The following is a 21,612-nucleotide window of genomic DNA, read 5'->3' on the forward strand; positions in this document are numbered from 1 at the left end:
TTGTGGGTTTTGGTTATGCTTCTTCTTTCCAATTAAGGCGATCCATTTGATTATAAGGCCATGGAGCTCCATTATTTTCTATATTGGTCATCATATTATTTAATTCTGTAGGAGCCGCAGACTCTTCCATTACCAAATACCTTCTCATTTCCGTAATAATAGATAATGGATCTATATTTACAGGACATGCTTCAACACATGCATTACAAGAGGTACATGCCCATATTTCTTCTTTAGAAATATAATCATTTAATAAGGTTTTACCGTCATCAACAAATTCCCCGTTGTTCTTATTAATACTATTTCCAACTTCCTCTAAACGGTCTCTTGTGTCCATCATTATTTTTCTAGGAGACAAAGCTTTACCAGTTTGATTAGCAGGACATTCACTAGTACATCTACCGCATTCGGTACACGTATAACTATTTAATAATTGTACCCAATTTAGGTCGGTTACATCACTGGCACCAAACTTTTCTGGTTCCCCTTCATCTTCACTTGTAGCAAAGGGATCTGCATCAGGATCCATCATTAGTTTCACCTCGTTGGTCACTGCTTCTACATTGGTAAACTTTCCTTTTGGTTCAAGGTTGGCAAAGTACGTATTTGGAAAAGCTAATAAAATATGTAAGTGTTTTGAATAATATAAATAATTTAAAAACACCAAAATACCTACAATGTGTAACCACCAACAAACTCTTTCTATAATTACTAAACTGCCATAATTCATGGTAGAAAATAAATTACTGATATAACTGCTTATAGGAAAGGCACCGGCTATAGCATAGTGATGATTCTCTGTGAAGTGACCATGTTGAATAGCATAATCTGCAGCGTTCATGGTTAAGAAAAGTGTCATTAACACCATTTCGAAATAAAGAATAATGTTACCATCATTTTTGGGCCATCCCTTCATTTCAGGTTTCCAGAAACGTTGTAATCTTACAATGTTTCTACGAATCCAGAAAACAACAACGGCTACAATTACAAGGAATGCAAGAATTTCAAAACTCCCGATAAGAAAATTGTAAAGTGTTCCAAGAAAACTAAATACTCTATGGGTATTAAACAACCCATCTATAATAATCTCAAGAACTTCAATATTTATAATAATAAAACCTACATAGACAAAAATGTGCAAAATACCAGCAACAGGTCGTCTAACCATTTTTTGTTGCCCAAGAGCTATTAAAGCCATGTTTTTCCATCTGGCTTTGCTGTTATCATATCGGTTTACCGATTTCCCTAATTTAATATTTCTAACAAGTTTCTTAACATTAAGAATAAAGAAACTTACGCCTGCAAATAAAACTATTGCAAATAGGATATTGTCTATTAAATGGTCCATATGTTTTACTATTCGTTTTCATCAGTAGGGGGCTGATAATCTTTGTTTTTTTTACCAAAAATTGAGAAGTGAACGTATCTTTTAGGATTTAATTTCATGTCTTGTAACAGTTCTTCCATTTGTTTGGAAACACCATTTAAATGTTTATAAAGCGCTTCGTCTTTTAATAGTTTTCCGATGTTGCCTTCACCGTTATCTATATTTATCATAATACTATCTAAACGAGTCATTGAGCTATTGAATTTTTCAAGGGAGCCTTTGATATTTCCTTCAGCAACCTGATTCGTTATACTCGCTAAATTCCCACTTATAGTTTGAATACTATCTAAGGTAACTTCAATTTTTACCTTGTTGTCATCTAACACTGTATTTAGTTTGTTAGAAGCAATTTTGAAATTCGTTATAGTAGCACTTAAATCATCTATTCCGTTTTTTAAACTAGCTTTTCTTTGGTCATCTAACAAGCTGTTTAAGTTGTTTATTAGAGTATCTGCACTGGTTAATGCCTTTTCCATTTTAAGTCGTAAAGGATCTAACTGATTGGTGATTGACTCTATCATTCCTGTTTGAACACGGCTTTTTAACCAAGATCCTTTAGGTGCAGGTTCAGCACCGTCATTTGCAGGTATAATTTGTAGTTCTGCACTACCTAAAATACTTTTATATAATTCGGCAACACTATTTTTTGAGAATTGAAAATCACTATCAACATCAAAGGTTACAATAATTTTAGCATCTTCCTGACGTAGCTCTACCTCTGTAACAGTACCTATTTTTTTGCCATTTACAACAACAGGAGTAGAAGGTTGAAGACCTCCTGAATGATTAAATTCTGCGTAATAGGTCCTTGCATTGCTAAATATGGAATTAGACATTAAAAAGTTAATACCTAAGATAAATAGAACTATTCCACTAAGAACAATAACCGCTGTTTTTATTTCCTTTGAAATTTTCAATGCCAAATTTTTTAGTTAAACAAATGTAGAAATTATTTTTAAAGATACCTTTTTAATTTGAGGCAGATTTTAGAGCATTTGCAACGCTTATTTTTTCACCGTTTTTATAGGCCACAACGTAAGCATCTTTAAACCCAGCGGTTTTGGCTTGGGTAAGTAAAACCTTTGCTCTATCGTAGCTTCTGGTTTCACCATAAAAGTATTTGTACATAGTACCCGATTTTTCTTGACTAATAGGAGATAAACCGTTAAAATTTTCTGGCTTTAAAGGAAGGTTTCTTGTGCTGGAAGCAATTTTAACCATAAATGATATGCCATTGGCAGAAGGTAATTCCTCTTTATTAATTTCTGTAATGGGTGTAGCAACAGGGGCAGATATATCTAATAATACACTACCTGTATTCTCTTCTAACATGGTTTTGTATGTATAAATTGCTTCTACAATAGCATGAGATATTTTAGATTGACCATTGGTCGATTTTAAAAAGTTACGCTCTTCGGTATTGGTAATAAACCCGGTTTCTATCAATACACTTGGCATAATAGTTTGGTGAAGTACCACAAAAGCTGCTTGTTTTACACCTCTGTTTTTTCTCTTTAAAGCATTGGTGAATTTATTTTGGATGTACTTAGCCAACTCAATGCTTTGGCTCAAGTTTTCTTCTTGACCAATGGTTATATTAATAGTAGCCTCTGGTGAGTTAATATCAAATCCGGCATAATTGGTTTTGTAATTATCTTCCAGAAAGATTACTTCGTTTTCTGACTTGGCTACCTCAAAATTCTTTTTGTTACCGTGTAATCCTAAAACATAGGTTTCGGTGCCTGAAGCATTGGAATTGTGAGCATTACAGTGAACAGAAATAAATAGGTCTGCATTTGCTTTGTTTGCAATTCTACCGCGTTCTACTAATTCAACAAAAACGTCCGTTTTACGGGTATAGACAACTTTGATTTTAGGATCTTTTTCAAGTTCTTTTCCAATAGCAAGTACTATTTTTAGCGCAATATCTTTTTCATTATATCCATGCGAAACTTTTCCGGGATCTTCCCCCCCATGACCTGCGTCTAACACTACTACAAATTTGCCATCATCAGGCGGAGGTGTGGCATGTGAAAAAGAAATTCCTACTAATAATGCGATTACAAGTGCTGTAATTTTATAAAGATGATTCATTTGATTACTGCTTTTTTTGTTAAAAAACACATAATATGCCAAAATGTGGTCCTTCATAAATTTTTTGGTAAAATTTTTGATAAAAATAGTACTAATTCGGAAAAAAATATGTTTAAAGAATGGTAAATTATTGTTAGTGTCTTATACCTGACCAAAAAAATATGCGTATGTTTGGCTCGTTAATTGAGTACTATAAATATAAGTGTTCAATTTTGAGTTAAATGCTTTAAATTTTGTTTTATATCCTAAATTTAACTGTGCTTTTAAGAAGCGATGTTTAAAGTAAAAAGTAGTTAAAAAAGTTGAGATACCCAGAGAAATATTTTTTTGTTGTTTTGTTTTTTCTGTTGTTTGGGTCGGTAGTAATGGCTCAGGAAACAGGAGATAAGAATGATGTAAAGATTGAGCCAGAAATTAAAAAGGTTGCTACAGACAGTATGCCTACTTATGAAATGCCTGTTAATTTGGCTGTTGTTGATACCGTTAATATAGACTCTGTTAAAACGGATACCCTTCCTAAAAAGAAGCCTTTGTTGGAGGAGAAAGTATTAGATAATGCAAAAGGGTATAGAAAGTATAATACCAAGGAAAATAAAATATACCTATATGATGAAGCCTATTTAAAGTATGGCGACATGGAACTTACTGCGGGTATAATTATTGTAGATTTAAATAAAAATGTTGCCTATGCTAAGGGTATTGTAGATAGTACTGGTACGTATACGCAGATTCCGGTTTTTAAACAAGGAAGCCAAGATGTTAATCCTGATTCGTTAGAGGTAAATATTAAAACCCAGAAAGGGTTGGTGTATGGGTCAAGAACGGTACAGGGAGAAATGAATGTGCGAACTCAAATTGTAAAGAAAGAGAACGATACCTTGTACTATATATATAATACGAAGATAACAACATCTTCTCACCCTGATGATGACCCTGAATACTATATTAAAATTAAAAAGGGTGTTTTAGTTCCTGGGGTTAAAGTAATTGCGGGGTTTAGTCAAATGTATTTTTATGATGTGCCAACGCCAATTGCCGTACCGTTTGCATTTTTTCCAATGACTAGTGAACAAAAGTCGGGTTTAATTTTTCCAACTTTTGGAGAGGGGAGCAGGGGGTACTTTATACAAAATGGAGGGTATTACTTTGCATTAAGTGATTATGCAGATTTAGCTATAACAGGAGATTATTATACCAATGGTAGTTACGGGCTAAATACGCAATCTGCTTATGCATTACGATATAAATTTAAAGGAAGTTTCTCTTTCAACTACGAAAACTTAATTAATGGACAAAAAGGTTTTTCTAGTTACGCTAGGACTTCCATTTATAACTTACGATGGAGTCATTCGCAAGATTCAAAGGCAAGTGCCAATTCTAGATTCTCTGCTTCGGTTAACTTAGGTAGTAGTAAGTATTATAAAAACTCCTTAAACCAGAGTAATACGTCTAATTTTCTTAATAATACAATGTCTTCTTCTATTTCTTATTCTAAGACATTCCCTGAGTACCCATCTGTAAACCTGTCTTTAACGGCAACACATTCTCAGAATACCAATACAGAGGTTGTTAGTTTAACATTGCCAACGTTACAAGCTAGTGTAGAACGTATGTATCCGTTTGCACCAAAAGAAGGATCAAAAAAAGGTATTTTTCAAAATATAAACTTCCAGTATACGTTAAACGGAAGTAATAGTATTGAGACGGTAGATTCTTTATTTATGAAGAAAGAAATGTTTGATGATGCTGAGTTAGGATTTAAACACACAATTCCTGTAACAACCAACTTTAAATTGTTCAAGTATTTTAGTGCTAGCTTGAATTTTAATTATAATGATGTTTGGGAATTTCAAACGGTGCGCTATAATGATTATGATACTGGATTAAACGATGTAGTGATTGATACTATTAGAGGTTTTGATAGATTTGGAACCTATAATATGGGAGCTAGTTTAGGAACCACAGTTTACGGTACGTTTAACTTTGGAGAGGATAAAAAAATTCAGGCTATACGTCATGTATTAAGACCTTCTGTTAGTTATTCATATACGCCTAGTTTTGATAATTATTACGATTATTATATTGCAGATGCGGAGGGTACAGTGGCAGATTATACGCGTTTTTCGGGCGGTTTATATGGTTCGCCTGGTAAATCATATTCTAACTCAATAGGCTTTACACTTAACAATACCTTAGAGGCTAAAGTTCGGGATCGGGACTCAACTGCTACCGAGCCTAAGAAAATTAAGCTTTTAAATAACCTTAATTTTAGTTCGAGTTATAATATTGCGGCAGACTCACTTGCGTGGAGTGCTGTTACAATGACAGGTAGTACTCAGTTTTTTGATAGTAAAATGACCGTAAACTTTGGGGCTACACTAGATCCTTATGCATTGGATGCTTCAGGAACCCGAATTGATAAGTTTAATATAGATAATGGAGGAAGTTTATTCAGATTAACAAAGGCTAATTTATCTACGGGGTATTCTTTCTCAAGTAAAGATTTTGGTAAAGGAAAGAACGAGGAAGAAGAGGAAGAGGCAAACCCTCAAAATGCGGTTACAGGGGGTAGGACTGATGACCTCTTCGGGGTCTCTCAGGATTTTACTGATAGTAGGGCTATGGGAAGAGATGAAGAAAATGATAATGAAATTTCTAATGAAAGTTATAATAATAGTATTCCGTGGGATTTAAAGTTTAGTTATTCATTTACCTATACCAATAGTGCAAGGCAGGCAAAGATAAGTACCAACTCCTTAATGTTTTCGGGTAATATAGAGCTTTCACCTAGATGGAAAGTAGGGGCTTCTTCCGGATATGATTTTAAAGATCATGGATTTACCTATACACAGTTTCGTTTTCAGAGAGATCTAGAGAGTTGGCAATTAAACTTTAATTGGGTACCTTTCAGTACTAGAAGTTCTTGGTATTTCTTTATAGGTATTAATTCATCGGTATTAAGTGATCTTAAATGGGAGAAACGAAGACCTTCTAATCAAACATTATAATTTAGTAAACATGCAAAAGAAAATCATTACAACAAAAAATGCTCCTGCTCCTATAGGACCATACAGTCAGGCTGTAGTGGTGGGTAATATGTTATATACATCAGGACAAATAGCTATTAATCCGGAAAGTGGAGAATTAGTGAGTGGTTCTATAGAAGAAGAAACTACACGGGTAATGCAAAATATTAAAGGTATTTTGGATGAAGTAGGTGTTACTTTTGAAAACGTAGTTAAAACAAGTATCTTTTTAAGTGATATGAATCAGTTTACAAAAGTAAATACTGTTTATGGGACGTATTTTAATGAAGAAACTGCACCTGCAAGAGAAACTGTAGAGGTGGCTAATTTGCCTAAGTTTGTAAACGTAGAAATTAGTGTTATTGCTATTTTAGAATAGATCCTACATTTTTTAGAAAATATAGAGATTAAAAAAAGGAGGTTAATAACCTCCTTTTTTAATATTTTAATATATGTGTAATGAATAAAATACTATTCAAACATTAAGTTTTTATGGTATTCTACAAGACCATCAATTGGTTTTCTTAGTACTTTACCCATTTTAAGATTGTTCTCTTCTAAAATGGCGTTTAATTCATCTTTCAGATAGAAAGCAATACTTCCTATAAAATGAACTGGCACACGCTCTGCTTGCTCAAATTGTCTGATAGAGTTATCTATGAATAATTGCATACCCTTTCTAATAAGTTTAAGCATATATTCTTCTTTTTTGTTCTCTATAACAAATCGTGCAAAAGTTGCTAAGTATGTATTAGGGTTTGGTTGTCTGTACAAATGGTTTTTAATAACATCTGCTTCCATATCGTAATTTTGAGCAAACTTGCTTGCAAGGTGTTTCGGAATTTTGTGATAATAATAATCACGTAATAACTGACGTCCGAAATAGTTACCACTACAGTCGTCCATTAAGATGTAACCTAATGAATCAACTTTTTGAAATAGTTCATGACCGTCCCAGTAACTGCAATTAGAACCGGTACCTAAAATTGCAACAATAGCTTGCTCCTCAATAGTAACTGTAGCGTATACCGCAGCATAAGTGTCTTCTTTAACAATGATTTTTCCGTTAGGGAAATAAGCTTGAAAAATGTCTCTTAAAAAGTTTCTCATTCTAAGAGTACCACAACCAGCTCCATAGAAGAAAAGTTGTGTAACTTCTTTTCTGTGTTTGAAGAGCTCAAAGTTATTAGCTAATCTTTCATCAATTATTTCTCTCGGTAAAACCTCTGGGCTTAACCCTAATGTTTGTGTAAAAAATAACTGATTACCATTTTCGTCTAATGCTATCCAGTCAGCTTTCGTGGCGCCACTATCTACAATTAATATCATATTAAACTATTTAGGTTAAAAACATTGCTCTTGTTACAGAGCAATGTTTATGTATAATTTGTTTGTTTGTTAATGCATCTTATAAAGAAGATACGTGTAAAGCTAAGTCTACAAGCTTGTTAGAATATCCTGTTTCGTTATCATACCAAGATATTACTTTAAAGTAAGTAGCGCTTAAACCAATACCAGCACCCGCATCAAATACACTAGTTTGAGTTTCTCCAACAAAGTCTTGAGAAACAACAGCTTCAGTTGTATATCCTAGAACACCTTTCATTGGTCCTTCAGAAGCAGCTTTCATAGCATCACAAATTTCTTCGTAAGAAGTTTCTTTTCCTAAACGAACTGTTAAGTCAACAACAGAAACGTCTGTAGTAGGAACTCTAAATGCCATACCAGTAAGTTTTCCGTTTAATTCAGGAATTACTTTACCTACAGCTTTAGCAGCACCAGTAGAAGATGGGATAATGTTAGCAAGTGCACTTCTACCACCTCTCCAGTCTTTTCTAGAAGGTCCATCAACAGTCATTTGAGTAGCTGTTGTAGCGTGTACTGTAGTCATTAACCCTTCAACAATTCCGAAAGAATCATTTAATACTTTAGCGATAGGAGCTAAACAGTTAGTAGTACAAGAAGCGTTAGAAACAATTGTATCAGCCGCTGTAGCTTCTGTATGGTTAACACCCATTACATACATAGGAGCATCTGCAGATGGAGCAGAAATAACAACTTTCTTAGCACCAGCGTTGATATGGAATTGAGCTTTTTCTAAAGTAGTGAATATACCAGTACATTCAGCAACAACATCAGCACCTACTTCATCCCATTTTAAGTTGTTAGGATCTTTCTCAGCAGTAATTCTAACAATTTTACCGTTAACTACTAAGTTTCCGTCAACAACTTCAACAGTTCCTTTGAATTTTCCGTGTACAGAATCGTATTTTAATAAGTAAGCTAAGTGATCAACATCTAACAAATCGTTGATAGCTACAACTTCTACATTTTCTCTTTCAGCAACTGCTCTGAAAACGATTCTACCAATTCTACCGAAACCGTTAATACCTATTTTTAAACTTGACATAATTTTAAATTTATATTAATTTTTGTTAGTTAGTAACTCTATATTATTTAAACAGACATGATGTCTGATACTCTTAATAATTCTCTATCTATCTCTGTATGGCCTTTTACAGCTTGCTCAAGCGGCGTAAGGCACATTTTATCTTGCAATAAACCTACCATAAATCCAGATTTACCATCTAAGATACTTTCTACAGCTTTCACTCCCATACGAGAAGCTAATACTCTGTCAAAGCATGTTGGAGAACCACCACGTTGCATGTGTCCTAAAACAGATACTCTAACATCGTAGAAAGGTAAGTGTTCGTTTACATAATCTTTTAATTCAAATACGTTTTTACCAATATTGTCACCTTCTGCTACAATAACAATACTTGATGTTTTTCCTGATCTTCTACTTTTCTCTAAAGATTCTAATAAACGATCAAGTCCTAAGTTTTCTTCAGGAATAAGAATTTCTTCTGCTCCTGCACCAATACCTGTGTTTAGTGCAATGTGTCCAACATCACGTCCCATTACTTCAATAAAGAAAAGTCTGTCATGTGAACTTGCAGTATCTCTAATTTTATCAATTGCGTCAACAACAGTGTTTAAAGCTGTATCGTATCCTAAGGTATAGGTAGTACCTTTAATATCATTGTCAATTGTACCCGGAATACCAATAATAGGAATGTCGTACTCTTCACTAAAAATCATAGCTCCTGTGAAAGTTCCATCACCACCAATTGCTACTAATGCATCAATTTCGTTTTCTTTAAGGTTGTTGTATGCTTTAGCTCTACCTTCAGGGGTTTTAAACTCAAGAGAACGTGCCGATCTTAAAATAGTACCTCCACGGTTAATGATAGCTTTTACACTTCGGGCATTCATTTCCTCAAAGTCTCCTTCAATCATTCCTTGATAACCTCTGTGTATAGCTACACATTGTTTATTGTGGTAAGCACATGTTCTTACGACAGCTCTAATTGCAGCGTTCATTCCCGGTGAATCTCCTCCCGAGGTAAATACCCCAATTTTTGTTATGTTTGTTGACATGAATTTATTATTTAGGTGTATAAATTTACTAACTTATTTTAATATAAAAGCTTTACTATAATTTAATTTTCGTTAGTTAACATTTTCAAACGTTGTCGTTAATAAATATTTAGAATATGACCCTCTCAAATTTAGATTTTGCATTATTAGGTGCCTTTTTTTTACTATCTCTATTAATTGGTGTGTTTTTGTCACGAAAATCAGGAACCTCTTCTAAGTCATTTTTTCTATCAGATAGTAATATGCCGTGGTGGCTTTTAGGGGTTTCTATGGTGGCTACAACTTTTGCTGTTGATACTCCTAATTTGGTGGCCGGAATTATTAGAGAGGATGGTGTGGCCGGTAACTGGGTATGGTGGAGTTTTTTGCTTACCGGTATGTTAACGGTTTTCTTTTATGCCAAATTATGGCGAAAAAGTGGAATTACAACCGATCTTGAATTTTACGAAATGCGGTATAGTGGAAAACCTGCCGCTTTTTTAAGAGGGTTTAGGGCGCTTTACCTTGGGGTGTTTTTTAATGTAGTAATTATGGCAAATGTTTGTGTGGCAGCTATTAAAATAGGTCATGTAATGTTTGGTTTTAGTAAATATGAAACGTTGTTAATAGCATCTGTAATTACGGTGTTTTATTCTATGTTAGGAGGTTTAAGGGGAGTAGTGATAACCGATTTTGTGCAGTTTATTATTGCAATGGTGGGAAGTATTTGGGCGAGTGTATATATTGTTAATTTACCTGAGATTGGTAGTTTACATAACTTGTTTAGCAATGAGTTGGTGCAAAGTAAAATGGATTTAATGCCAGATTTTGGAAACCCGTCTGTATATATACCTATCTTTTTGGTGCCATTGGCTGTGCAATGGTGGAGTGCTTGGTATCCTGGTGCTGAACCAGGTGGAGGAGGATATGTGGCACAACGAATGTTAGCTGCTAAGAATGAGAAGCATGCTACTTGGGCAGTATTGTTTTTTAATTTTGCTCATTATGCTATTCGTCCGTGGCCGTGGATTTTGATAGCATTGGCATCGTTAATTATTTTTCCCGATTTGGGAGCCCTACAAGGTGCGTTTTCTGGACTAGATGCTTCGTATATTAAAGATGACTTATCATATCCAGCCATGCTTACATTTTTACCGTCAGGATTGCTGGGTATTGTGTTGACCTCGTTAGTTGCAGCGTTTATGAGTACTATCTCTACGCACTTAAATTGGGGGAGTTCATATGTAGTGAATGATTTTTATGTTCGTTTTGTAAGTCCGGATGCTTCTGAGAAGAAGAAGGTGTTGGTAGGAAGAATTTCTACTTTTATTTTAATGGTATTAGCGGCCATTGTAGCGTTATATGTATTAGAAGATGCTAAGGAGTCTTTTGATTTGTTATTGCAAATAGGAGCAGGCACAGGACTCTTGTTTATTTTACGTTGGTTTTGGAAAAGAATTAATCCGTTTAGTGAAATAGCAGCTATGATAATTTCATTTTTAATAGCTATCGTGTTTTTTATAGACACTAAATTAGAGTTACACTGGTTTGATACCATACCTGGTCATTGGAAACTTGTGATAGGAGTAGGGATAACTACTTTAGGATGGGTGTTGGTTAGTTTGTTAACCAAACCTTCTGACAATAAAACTCTTAAACAATTTGATGAGAAAATATTTGGAGACTCTAGTAAGAAGTTTGAAAACTTAGGATATAAAATAGGTGCTTTTTTTATTGGTACAATAGGTATCTATTGTGCGTTGTTTGCTACGGGTAATTTTATTTATGGAAATCTTCTTTACGGATGGATTTTGTTGCTCGTATTTATCGTAAGTTTTGTACTTATATATAGATTCAGGAAAAACTTGTTTTAAAACTTACTATTTAGAACCTTCTTCTTTAGAAGAAGGTTTGTTTTTTAGTTTTACTAATCCATCACCTTGTACTTCTACGCTTTCTTTTTTAGCTTGCTCTTGTTTACGTTTTTCAGCAGCCTCACGAGCTCTTTTTTCTTGGTCTGGGTCGTTATCTAAATATTCTTCCTCTTCTTTTTTACCTTTAAAAATGATTTTCCAAAGTTCTTTAAACGAATTGAAGTCTACTTGATAAGACAAACCAATCCCTTGTGTATATCCTTGAGTACTGGCAAGAAAGTCTTGTATTTCTGTTTGCTTGTTGAATACTTTAGCACTAAGCGTACCTTCTTCGTTTAGCAATATTTGTACTTCTGCGTCACCGGCCACAACGGTTTCAGTAACACCTCCTACTGGTACACCTACTTTACCATTAAATAAAATACGATCGCTTATTTGGGTAGAAATAGTAACGGCAAACTGGTCATCTGTTCTATAGTCGTAGGTTGTATTTCGTTCTCCTATGTCATAAGATAGTGCAACATTAATCTTATTACTATCTCCTCCTAATGAATTATTAATCTGACTAAATAATGATTCTGAAACTAAATTGTTTGCAACCCCCTGCAGTGCGGTATTATTATCTTCCCCAATAAAAGTACCACTAGAAAGAAGGTAGATAGCCTGTCTTTGTCTTCTGTCTTCATCTTGTAAACGGTAGTTAAGTTCAGATGCCATTACAGGATTGGTATCTGGAAACTCAATATCAAAACTTGTGGTAGGGTTCATTAGTTCCCCTTGAAGGTTAATAATTACATTGGTACGTATTTTTCTATTAAACTGATTGTTTTCTAAAAGTAATGATGGGTTAGCACTTAAAGGGTAAACGGCCTTTAAGTCTCTTAATACTGCTTGTGTAGGGTCGCCTTCCCAAGTAATACTACCTCCTGGTTGTAGTGTAAAGGTTTTATTTATTAAGCTGTAGTTTTTAAAGTTATAAGTACCTTCTGTAGTAATGAAATCTCCCCACATATTAAATTTACCATTGGTGTTTATTTCCATGTATAAGGTACCTTCACCACGTCCTTTTAATGTACTACCTGTTTTTCTATCTGTTACAATTTCAATTTCTGCTTTTGGGGTGATGGTTAAATCAAAACTAAGCTCTAAGCCGCTGTATTCTTTAGTAACACGTTTTTTAGCACCTTCTTTGGTTTCGTTTTTACTAATAAATTCTATAAACGAATCATCTCCAATTGATACGGCATCGTTAATTGGTATTTTAAAAGCAGTTCCTTTTTCTGTAACACCGGCAACATCTATATTAAGAGCATCTACAGAGCCGTAAATATCTGCCGATCCCCTTAAAAATGCTGTACCATAGAATAAGGTTTCTCCATCATCTTTGGTGTTAAGTACCAGAAAGCGCTCGTTATTAGTTACTAAGCCTAGGTTAAGAGCCCAGTCGTTAAATTTATTATGTGTGATGCTACCGTCTAATGAGGCAGAAGTACGGTATTTAGTATCAACGATGGTCACATTGTCAAAATCAAAAGAATCTCCTGTTAGAATCACTTTAGAGGCTTCTGAGAAATCAATGTCTAATCCGAGGTAAGGAATTTTTAATCCAGCTCCGAAAAGGTTTAGTAAACCATTTATTTTAGGGTTTAGTACTGTACCTGTAATCTTAGCATCCCCGGTAACATAACCCCGCATATCTGAAATAACAATACCGCCCAACGGACTAAAGGGAGCTAGCTTTAAATTACTCAGATAGAGATTCAGATCCAGCATATTATTAGGGTTGTCTAGATTTACCGAGCCTATTACATTTAAGTTTTTGTTTTCATCGTTAATCACTTCAAGATTGAGATTGTAGTTAGTAAGTGATTTGTTACCTATAACATCCATCTCAAAATCTCCCAGAAGATTGTTGTTTAAAACAAAGTCTTTAATCGTTAAGTTAGAAGTGGGTAGATTGACGGTGTTTTTCTGAAAAAGTTTAAAATTACCATTGATGATTCCCTCCATACTTAAGCTGTCAATATCTGGTGTTATGTGTTCTAATTGCACATTACTAAATTGTAGACTCAAGTCTTTATAGGTACTATCAATTACTTTTCCTTTAAAATTAATGACTTCATTTTCATGATTCATTACAATTTTATCTATTAATAAAGAATCAAGGTTTCTATCGAAAACAACTCTGTTTTCAGTATTACCTTCTTCATTTAAAAACCATTTATTTCCTTTAATAGTAAGGTCAGAGGTTTTTAATCCTATTACCGAAAGGTGTTCTTTATTAAAAGTATGATAGAAATTCAGATTATATAAATCGGTATTTTTTTTACCTCCTGAAAACTCTGTCCTAAAAAATAACGTGTCGTTAATAGTAGAGTTAATAAGACGAAAGTCGTTTATGTTGTAGTACTCAGTTTTAATGGTATTTACTTCTATAAAGGTATTGTAAATAGGATTTTTATTATCAACCTGTACATCGATATCATCTAGTATATACCCAAATGCATCAATAGAAGGAGATTTAAAAGTAAGTTTAAATTTATTATCTTTACTTACAATATTACCTCTAATAGTAGTATTCGGAGCAAATTCAATTTCAGGATAAAAAACATCTACAATCTTATCGTAAATTTTAAAATTGAACTTTACGAATTGAGTAGAGTCAATTTCATGAGGTTGGTAATTAGGGTAAATACTTCCAATAGAGTTTTCTACCATTGGTAGAATTTGATTAAATTTAAACTTACCGGTAACATTACCAGAAATAATATCTCGAGAGGTAACCTTAATGGTTCTTATATTGTCTTGATCAAACGAACTAATTACCGCAAAATCATCAAAGTAATATTTGTTGTTCTGATTGATGTAGCTTGTTTTTTCAAACTTAACAGAGCCTTTTAAATTGTCTATAGTGTTACCCTGAACGTTTATGACAATGTTTCCTTTAAGATTAGAAATGCTGTCTCTTTCTATAATGTGAAGGGCATTTAAATTAGCATTGGCAACAGAGGTTTTAAACTCAAACGAGTTATTCTTAGAAGCTAAATCAGCCAGCCCTTCAAAGGTGAAGTTTAGGTTTTCATCATATGACTTTAAATACCCATTAAAGAGTTGGTTTTTAACTTGTCCTCTTACAATAATATCTTTATAGGTATACTTGTTGCAATATAACTTGGTTATTTTACCATTTAAATTTGTATTTAAATGCTTTTGATCAAATCCTTTTCCATCTACATCTACCGCCAAAGAAACCTTGCCTAAATTTTTTTCATTAATATATTTCCCAATATTAAAATCGTTAAGAATAATATGTCCTTTATACGATGCATTATCAATATCCTCAATATTTGTAATGGTTAAATCGGAAATAGCACTTCCTATTTCAGTTGTTAGTCGTACATCAGTAGTTAGGTAATTTTCGGCTACAGTGGCTTTACCGTTGATAGAAAATTTTCCGAAGCGAGTAAACGTACTAGGAAGTCTTTGTCCTAATAAATTAGGGAGTAATCCTGTAAGCTCATGGTAGTCCGATGCTATTTGATCTATAGTACCTTCAATAATAAAAGGCTTGTCGCTTTCAAAAAGGTTAGTAAATGTATAGTCGCCTTTTATGATTGAATTGTCATAAGAAGCATTCAGTCCGGTGGTTTTTAAATTATTTAAAGTACCTGATATAGACGAAGAGGCACGAACAACTTTATTCTTACCAAATTCATTGTAGAACAAATTAATATCATCTAGATGTATGTTAGAATCTTTTAGTTCCCCAGATACATGTACCAAGTTTAAGAAATCTAAGAAATCTTCAATCTTATAATCAAAAAATAGCGATCCTTTTACACTAGACTTATCTGTACGTATATCAAAATTTGTTAATTTCATTCTGGTTTTGCTATATCCAAAATCACCTTTTAGACTAGCAACTTGTAATCCGGTTTCTGTTTTAAAACCTAATTGTTCAATGGCAATATCTAAATTGGGTCCTTTTAGTTTAAAGGCACCTGTGTTAATATTAAGATCGTCAAAATTGAGAACTACCGGACGCTCTAAATTATCATCAATATATTTAAATCTGCTATTAGAAAGATTAATCTTAGAAAACTTTAATATAAACGGATTGGCACTAGGGGTGGTATCACCACTATCTAATTTGTTAACAAAAATGTCAAGATTCGATTTTTTTGCGCCTTTGTAGGTTTTAATTTTAACCAATGCATTATCTATATCTGCGTAGCCGAAATCTAATTTATTATCAAATATGTTGCGAGCACTTAAAAGCGATGTAGATATTTTTTTTACAGCAATTAAAGTGTCTTTTTTGTAGTCTTCTATATATACACTTTTTAAATCGACAGACCCAAAAAAGGTAATGTGAATTTTATCGATATTTATATTGGTGCTGTAGCTCTCATTTATAGAGTTTGTAACTTTTTTTGCAATATACGATTGCACCGGAGGAAGTGCTAGAATGGTAAATACGAGTGTAAAAAATAGTAGTATACCTAGTAAAACACGTAAGAGTATTTTCCTGTATTTTTTGATACGACTATATGTTTTACCTTTGTCTTCCAAATTTATCTAGTATTCCGATTATTATATGAGCACTAAAGACTGTTATATACTAGCCATAGAATCTTCTTGTGATGATACCTCGGCTGCTGTTTTATACAACGAAAAAATACTCTCTAATGTTGTGGCAAGCCAAAAAATACATGAGGCATACGGAGGTGTAGTTCCAGAACTTGCTTCAAGGGCGCACCAACAAAATATAGTACCTGTTGTTCATCAGGCTTTAGCTAAGGCAAATATCGATAAAAAAGAGTTATCTGCCATAGCTTTTACTCGTGGTCCTGGTTTAATGGGGTCTTTATTGGTTGGAACGTCATTTGCCAAGTCATTAGCGTATGGTTTGAACATTCCTTTAATTGAGGTAAACCACATGCAAGCCCATATTTTAGCTCATTTTATAGAAGAAGCAGAATATGAAAAACCTACCTTTCCCTTTTTAGCTTTAACAATTAGTGGCGGACATACACAAATAGTGAAAGTGAAGAGCTATTTTGATATGGAAGTAATTGGTGAAACGATTGATGATGCGGTTGGAGAAGCCTTTGATAAAAGTGCGAAGATATTAGGTTTGCCTTACCCGGGTGGTCCGTTGATAGATAAATATGCACAGGAAGGAAATCCTAAAGCTTTTCCTTTTACAAAACCAAAAGTAGCCGGTTTAAACTTTAGTTTTAGTGGTTTAAAAACGGCTATCATGTATTTTGTACAAAATAACGTAAAAGAAGACCCCGATTTTATTGAAAAGAGTTTAAATGATATTTGTGCATCTATTCAGTATACCATTATTAACATACTTGTAGATAAACTTAAAAAGGCGGTAAAAGAAACCGGAATAAAGCAAATTGCTATTGGAGGAGGAGTTTCAGCGAATTCAGGAATTAGAGCAAGCTTAAAGGAAGGAGAAAAAAGATTTGGTTGGAAAACGCATATTCCAAAATTTGAATATACCACAGATAACGCTGCTATGATTGCCATAGTAGGTTATTTTAAATATCTTGAAAATGATTTTGCAGATGAAAATGTAGCGGCAAAGGCTAGATATCATCTATAAATTGTATCTTGCTTATAAATAAGAAATGAATGCAACTTTTTTATAATTCTGATATAAAGGCAGATACTAAGCAGTTTTTTTTTGATAGTAACGAGAGCAAGCATATCATTAAAGTTTTGCGCAAAAATGAAGGTGATTTGTTGCACATTACTAATGGAGAAGGATACTTGTTTACCGCTAAAATAGTTTTTGCTAATCCAAAAAAATGTGAGGTTGAAATTATAAAGGCTGAGCATACGCCGAAACGTTCGTATTACTTACACATGGTAGTGGCACCTACCAAAATGAACGATAGGTATGAATGGTTTTTAGAAAAAGCGACCGAAATAGGGGTAGATGAAATTACTCCGATTATTTGCGATCATTCTGAACGTAAAGTAGTGAAGGAAGAGCGTTTTGATAAAATTATACTTTCTGCTATGAAACAATCGTTATCTTGTTATAAGCCTATTTTAAATAAGGCTATTAGTTTCAAGGAGTATATAGAACAAAATCATGATGGATTGTGTTTTATAGCGCATTGTGAAGAAGGGGAAAAGGCGAGTCTTAAAAGAAAGGCAGTAATAGAGAGTAAAGTTACTATTTTAATAGGCCCTGAAGGAGATTTTTCGCCGCACGAAATAACCTTAGCGCAAGAAAAAGAGTTTGAACCTGTAACTTTAGGAGAACAAAGACTACGAACAGAGACAGCAGCTATTGTGGCTTGTCATACAGTTGCTTTAAATAATATGCGCTAATGAAATATGTAGTATTCATAGGTATGCTGTTAAGTTCTTTTGGTGTTTTTTCCCAAGAGATAGCATTGTTAAAATATAAAGGAGGTGGCGATTGGTATGGTAATCCAACGTCTTTACCAAACCTTATTCAGTTTTGTAACGAACATATTGGTACGCAAATACAAGAAAAACCTGTTACCGTAGAAGCGGGGAGTGTAGAGATGTTTGAGTACCCATTTATTCATATGACGGGTCATGGGAATGTATTTTTCTCAGAGCAGGATGCCGAGAATATCAGGAAGTATTTGCTCTCAGGTGGTTTTATACATGTAGACGATAACTATGGTATAAAGGAATATTTAGAACGCGAATTGAAGAAGGTGTTCCCAGATAAAGAGTTGAAAGAGCTACCGGTAACACACCCTATTTTTCATCAAGTGTACAATTTTCCGAACGGATTGCCTAAGATTCATGAACATGACGGTAAGCGCCCTCAAGCTTTTGGCTTGTTTGAAAAAGATAGATTAATTTTTCTGTTTACCTATGAATGTGATTTAGGAGACGGATGGGAGAATAAGGAGGTTCATAATGACCCTGAAAATGTTCGTACCAAGGCATTACAAATGGGAGCAAACATTATTAAATATGTTTTTGAAAATTAATGCAGCAGTTAACACATCATCAAAATAGATTTACAGCTAAGAAATTTCCGGTAACGGTTGTTTGTGATACAGTTACATCTCCGGCAAATGTGGGTACTATTTTTAGGACAGCAGATGCCTTTGGGGTAGAGAATATTATTTTTTGTGGTGCTGTACCAGATTTTGGAAAGCGAATGCAAAAAACATCCAGAAGCACTGAGAAGTATGTACCTTTTGAATATAAAGAGGATATTCTGGATGTAGTAGCAGATTTAAAAAATAGAGGTTATACGGTATGCTCAGTAGAGATAACTGATACTAGTATTCCGTTACCGGAAGTGCCATTTAAGTTGCACAATAAGATAGCTTTAGTAATAGGGGCTGAAAATTATGGCGTAAGCGAAATGGTGCTAAACCAATCTGAATATATTACGCATATAACAATGTATGGTGCTAATAGCAGTATGAACGTTGCTCAGGCACTTACGCTAGCGTTGTATGAGTGTACTAAGATTTTTGATGTTGTTAAATAACCTAAAACCAGTTACAAATAATGAATTCAAAAATAATTTCTAGTGGTATTTTAAGGGCTTTTTTTATAATAGCCGCCATTGTATTGGGTATTAAGTTTATAGAACAAATACTTCCGGTAGTTGTTTATATAATATTAGCTATGGTTATAAGTTTGATGGGAAGACCTTTAGTTTCTTTTTTAAAGGAAAAGGTAAAATTCCCTAATACGTTGGCGGTAGTGGTAACCATGCTACTGTTAGTGCTTCTTGTTTTTGGATTTGTTAGTATGTTTATTCCGTTGATATCTACTCAGAGTGAAAACTTATCGTTATTGAAAATGGAAGATTTTAAAAGCAATTTTGATAGTCTCTATTTTGACATTAAATCATATTTAAACTCAAACCATATTGATATTGAAAAGGAAATTGAAAGTGCACATTTGCTTAATGGATTAAATTTTGATTATATACCAACTTTTATTAATGGGTTTATTAGTTTTTTAGGGTCTTTTACTATTGGATTATTTTCTACGTTATTTATTACATTTTTCCTTCTTAAGGACGCTAAATTAGTGGAACGAACCATTATGGCGATTGCTTCTAAAAAGCAAAAAAGACGTTTTAAAAGAGCCATGGATATTGTGAAAAATTTATTGTCTAGATATTTTATAGGACTTGGTTTTCAGATATTAATTTTATTTGTGATTTACACGGTGACCCTTTTAATATTTGGAATAGAAGATGCTGTGGTAATAGCCTTTATATGTGCATTACTTAATTTAATACCTTATTTGGGCCCTTTAATTAGTTTTTTCTTAATGATTCTATTAACTATGGTTAGTAATATAGGGTTAGATTTTAGTACCCAAATTTTACCCACTACCATGTATGTGATGGTTGGTTTTATAATAGGTCAGTTAGTAGATAATTTTTTTAGTCAGCCTTTTATTTTTTCGAATAGCGTGAAAAGTCATCCGTTAGAGATTTTTCTAATTATTATTATTGCAGGTTTAGTTTTTGGTCCTATAGGAATGGTATTTTGTATACCTGCTTATACGGTTATAAAAGTTGTTTTAAAGCAGTTCTTTCCAGATAATGTTGTGGTTCAGTTGCTTACAAAAAATATGTAATACTATTGAATAAGGCTATTTTAAATAACAAAGTACAATCTTTTCTTAGTGAACACTTAACAGCTAATGTAACTTCTATATTGCTAAGCAAACCGTTATTTGGTGAGGTGACGAATGCGGAATTGGTAGATCAGATAGAAGCAAAGAAGCGTACAGAAAAGAAGTTACCTTTATGGTTTGATACGAAAGGAATTTACTATCCAAATAAATTAAATATAGAGCAAACATCATCTGAACGTACGGCCTTGTACAAGGCTTCTTTGGTTTCAGGTAACAGTTTAATTGATATCACCGGAGGGTATGGTGTAGATGCATACTATTTTAGTAGAAATATAACTGAGGTAGTGCATTGTGAGATAAATGAATATTTAAGTGATATTGTAGATTATAATAGAGATCTTCTTAATGCTAACAATATTACTTGTGTAAAAGGAGATGGTGTTGCATATTTAGAAAATACAATTACTTTTTTTGATTGGATTTATATAGATCCTTCTAGGCGTAATGACAAAAAGGGAAAAGTATTTATGTTATCTGATTGCTTACCGGATGTACCGAAACATTTAGAGCTACTTTTTTCTAAAACAAATAAGATACTTGTTAAAACGTCGCCGGTATTAGATATTTCTAAAGGTTTAGAGGAACTCACCAATGTGTTAGAAATACATATTGTAGCTGTTAATAATGAGGTAAAAGAATTACTATGGATATTGGAAAAAGATTTTACTGGTGTTCCTCAACTAGTAACAGTTAATTTAACGCATACTAAAAGAGAGGAATTTACATTTAGTTTAATGGCTGAACAAGGAGCGGTATCTACCTTTGCAGAACCACAGAAGTATTTGTATGAACCTAATGCAGCAATCTTAAAATCAGGGGCTTTTAAACTTATGGCAAGTCATTTTAAAGTCAATAAATTGCATATGCATTCTCATTTGTATACTAGTAATGATTTAATAGACTTTCCTGGAAGAAGTTTTAGAATTGAAGAAGTTATTCGGTTTCAAAAGAAAGTGATTAAGCAACGTTTTCAGAATACAAAAGCTAATATTACCGCTAGAAACTTTCCTGATAAGCCAGATGTTTTTAAAAAGCAGTTTAAAATGAAGGATGGTGGAGAGGTGTATCTGTTTTTAACTACTGATATGAATAATAAAAAAATAGTTATAGTAGCCAGTAAAGTTTAGAG

16 protein-coding genes are annotated in these 21,612 nt (G+C 33.5%); 9 read left to right on the forward strand and 7 right to left on the reverse strand.

Translation table 11 applies throughout. The features are described 5' to 3' along the window. Positions 1-13 precede the first annotated feature (13 nt). From NBRC110019_RS04010 to NBRC110019_RS04020, 3 genes are read right to left on the reverse strand one after another with little or no spacing between them, the layout of a single operon-like run. The gene (locus NBRC110019_RS04010; protein ID WP_281752628.1) at positions 14-1,348 is read right to left on the reverse strand and encodes a 4Fe-4S dicluster domain-containing protein; all 1,335 of its coding nucleotides are present in this window, start codon (positions 1,346-1,348) and stop codon (positions 14-16) included. 8 nt (positions 1,349-1,356) lie between these two features. Continuing rightward, the gene (locus tag NBRC110019_RS04015) at positions 1,357-2,304 is read right to left on the reverse strand and encodes an MlaD family protein (protein WP_281752631.1); all 948 of its coding nucleotides are present in this window, start codon (positions 2,302-2,304) and stop codon (positions 1,357-1,359) included. Positions 2,305-2,356: 52 nt separating this feature from the next. Further along, entirely contained in the window at positions 2,357-3,538 is a 1,182-nt protein-coding gene (locus NBRC110019_RS04020; protein WP_281752633.1) for an N-acetylmuramoyl-L-alanine amidase family protein, read from the reverse strand. 245 nt (positions 3,539-3,783) lie between these two features. Here NBRC110019_RS04020 and NBRC110019_RS04025 point away from each other — a divergent pair, with 245 nt between their 5' ends. Continuing rightward, positions 3,784-6,489 (forward strand): putative LPS assembly protein LptD, encoded by a 2,706-nt coding sequence (locus NBRC110019_RS04025; RefSeq protein ID WP_281752635.1) that lies wholly within the window; start codon positions 3,784-3,786, stop codon positions 6,487-6,489. A 10-nt stretch (positions 6,490-6,499) separates the two neighbouring features. Beyond that, positions 6,500-6,886, forward strand: a complete 387-nt coding sequence (locus tag NBRC110019_RS04030) for a RidA family protein (RefSeq protein ID WP_281752637.1) — start codon at positions 6,500-6,502, stop codon at positions 6,884-6,886. 92 nt (positions 6,887-6,978) lie between these two features. Here the strand turns inward: NBRC110019_RS04030 and NBRC110019_RS04035 are convergent, their stop codons facing one another. The 3 genes from NBRC110019_RS04035 to pfkA all read right to left on the reverse strand — a co-directional run bounded on the left by NBRC110019_RS04035 (position 6,979) and on the right by pfkA (position 9,951). After that, positions 6,979-7,836, reverse strand: a complete 858-nt coding sequence (locus NBRC110019_RS04035; protein WP_281752639.1) for an N-acetylglucosamine kinase — start codon at positions 7,834-7,836, stop codon at positions 6,979-6,981. Between the two features lie 79 nt (positions 7,837-7,915). Beyond that, entirely contained in the window at positions 7,916-8,917 is a 1,002-nt protein-coding gene (gap, locus tag NBRC110019_RS04040; RefSeq protein WP_281752641.1) for a type I glyceraldehyde-3-phosphate dehydrogenase, read from the reverse strand. A gap of 47 nt (positions 8,918-8,964) precedes the next feature. Then, positions 8,965-9,951, reverse strand: coding sequence for a 6-phosphofructokinase (pfkA, locus tag NBRC110019_RS04045; RefSeq protein ID WP_281752643.1), 987 nt, complete (start codon positions 9,949-9,951; stop codon positions 8,965-8,967). A gap of 116 nt (positions 9,952-10,067) precedes the next feature. On the opposite strand from pfkA, the gene NBRC110019_RS04050 reads away from it, so the two are divergent. After that, positions 10,068-11,804 (forward strand): sodium:solute symporter family protein, encoded by a 1,737-nt coding sequence (locus NBRC110019_RS04050; RefSeq protein ID WP_281752645.1) that lies wholly within the window; start codon positions 10,068-10,070, stop codon positions 11,802-11,804. A gap of 6 nt (positions 11,805-11,810) precedes the next feature. Here the strand turns inward: NBRC110019_RS04050 and NBRC110019_RS04055 are convergent, their stop codons facing one another. Continuing rightward, positions 11,811-16,376, reverse strand: a complete 4,566-nt coding sequence (locus NBRC110019_RS04055) for a translocation/assembly module TamB domain-containing protein (RefSeq protein WP_281752647.1) — start codon at positions 16,374-16,376, stop codon at positions 11,811-11,813. 25 nt (positions 16,377-16,401) lie between these two features. On the opposite strand from NBRC110019_RS04055, the gene tsaD reads away from it, so the two are divergent. Genes tsaD through NBRC110019_RS04085 form a run of 6 tightly spaced genes read left to right on the forward strand, consistent with a single transcriptional unit; the run spans position 16,402 to position 21,610 of the window. Then, entirely contained in the window at positions 16,402-17,424 is a 1,023-nt protein-coding gene (gene tsaD / locus NBRC110019_RS04060; RefSeq protein ID WP_281752650.1) for a tRNA (adenosine(37)-N6)-threonylcarbamoyltransferase complex transferase subunit TsaD, read from the forward strand. Positions 17,425-17,453: 29 nt separating this feature from the next. Further along, complete coding sequence (locus NBRC110019_RS04065) at positions 17,454-18,161, forward strand: 16S rRNA (uracil(1498)-N(3))-methyltransferase (RefSeq protein ID WP_281752653.1); 708 nt, start codon at positions 17,454-17,456, stop codon at positions 18,159-18,161. Continuing rightward, on the forward strand, positions 18,161-18,802 hold the full coding sequence (locus NBRC110019_RS04070; RefSeq protein WP_281752655.1) for a DUF4159 domain-containing protein: 642 nt from the start codon (positions 18,161-18,163) through the stop codon (positions 18,800-18,802). The genes NBRC110019_RS04065 and NBRC110019_RS04070 overlap by 1 nt, the downstream gene beginning before the upstream one ends. Beyond that, complete coding sequence (locus NBRC110019_RS04075) at positions 18,802-19,314, forward strand: TrmH family RNA methyltransferase (protein ID WP_281752657.1); 513 nt, start codon at positions 18,802-18,804, stop codon at positions 19,312-19,314. The genes NBRC110019_RS04070 and NBRC110019_RS04075 overlap by 1 nt, the downstream gene beginning before the upstream one ends. Positions 19,315-19,334: 20 nt before the next feature. Then, entirely contained in the window at positions 19,335-20,423 is a 1,089-nt protein-coding gene (locus NBRC110019_RS04080) for an AI-2E family transporter (RefSeq protein WP_281752659.1), read from the forward strand. Positions 20,424-20,428: 5 nt separating this feature from the next. Further along, complete coding sequence (locus NBRC110019_RS04085; protein ID WP_281752661.1) at positions 20,429-21,610, forward strand: THUMP-like domain-containing protein; 1,182 nt, start codon at positions 20,429-20,431, stop codon at positions 21,608-21,610. Positions 21,611-21,612: the final 2 nt, after the last annotated feature.

Origin of the sequence: Neptunitalea chrysea, assembly GCF_027924145.1 — a bacterium.
Taxonomy (GTDB): Bacteria; Bacteroidota; Bacteroidia; order Flavobacteriales; family Flavobacteriaceae; genus Neptunitalea; species Neptunitalea chrysea.

Coding starts and splice junctions, on each gene's coding strand:
- NBRC110019_RS04010 (WP_281752628.1), bottom strand. CDS start 1,348: ATGGACCATTTAATAGACAATATCCTATTTGCAATAGTTTTATTTGCA.
- NBRC110019_RS04020 (WP_281752633.1), bottom strand. CDS start 3,538: ATGAAGGACCACATTTTGGCATATTATGTGTTTTTTAACAAAAAAAGC.
- NBRC110019_RS04030 (WP_281752637.1), top strand. CDS start 6,500: ATGCAAAAGAAAATCATTACAACAAAAAATGCTCCTGCTCCTATAGGA.
- NBRC110019_RS04035 (WP_281752639.1), bottom strand. CDS start 7,836: ATGATATTAATTGTAGATAGTGGCGCCACGAAAGCTGACTGGATAGCA.
- gap (WP_281752641.1), bottom strand. CDS start 8,917: ATGTCAAGTTTAAAAATAGGTATTAACGGTTTCGGTAGAATTGGTAGA.
- pfkA (WP_281752643.1), bottom strand. CDS start 9,951: ATGTCAACAAACATAACAAAAATTGGGGTATTTACCTCGGGAGGAGAT.
- NBRC110019_RS04050 (WP_281752645.1), top strand. CDS start 10,068: ATGACCCTCTCAAATTTAGATTTTGCATTATTAGGTGCCTTTTTTTTA.
- tsaD (WP_281752650.1), top strand. CDS start 16,402: ATGAGCACTAAAGACTGTTATATACTAGCCATAGAATCTTCTTGTGAT.
- NBRC110019_RS04065 (WP_281752653.1), top strand. CDS start 17,454: ATGCAACTTTTTTATAATTCTGATATAAAGGCAGATACTAAGCAGTTT.
- NBRC110019_RS04070 (WP_281752655.1), top strand. CDS start 18,161: ATGAAATATGTAGTATTCATAGGTATGCTGTTAAGTTCTTTTGGTGTT.
- NBRC110019_RS04075 (WP_281752657.1), top strand. CDS start 18,802: ATGCAGCAGTTAACACATCATCAAAATAGATTTACAGCTAAGAAATTT.
- NBRC110019_RS04080 (WP_281752659.1), top strand. CDS start 19,335: ATGAATTCAAAAATAATTTCTAGTGGTATTTTAAGGGCTTTTTTTATA.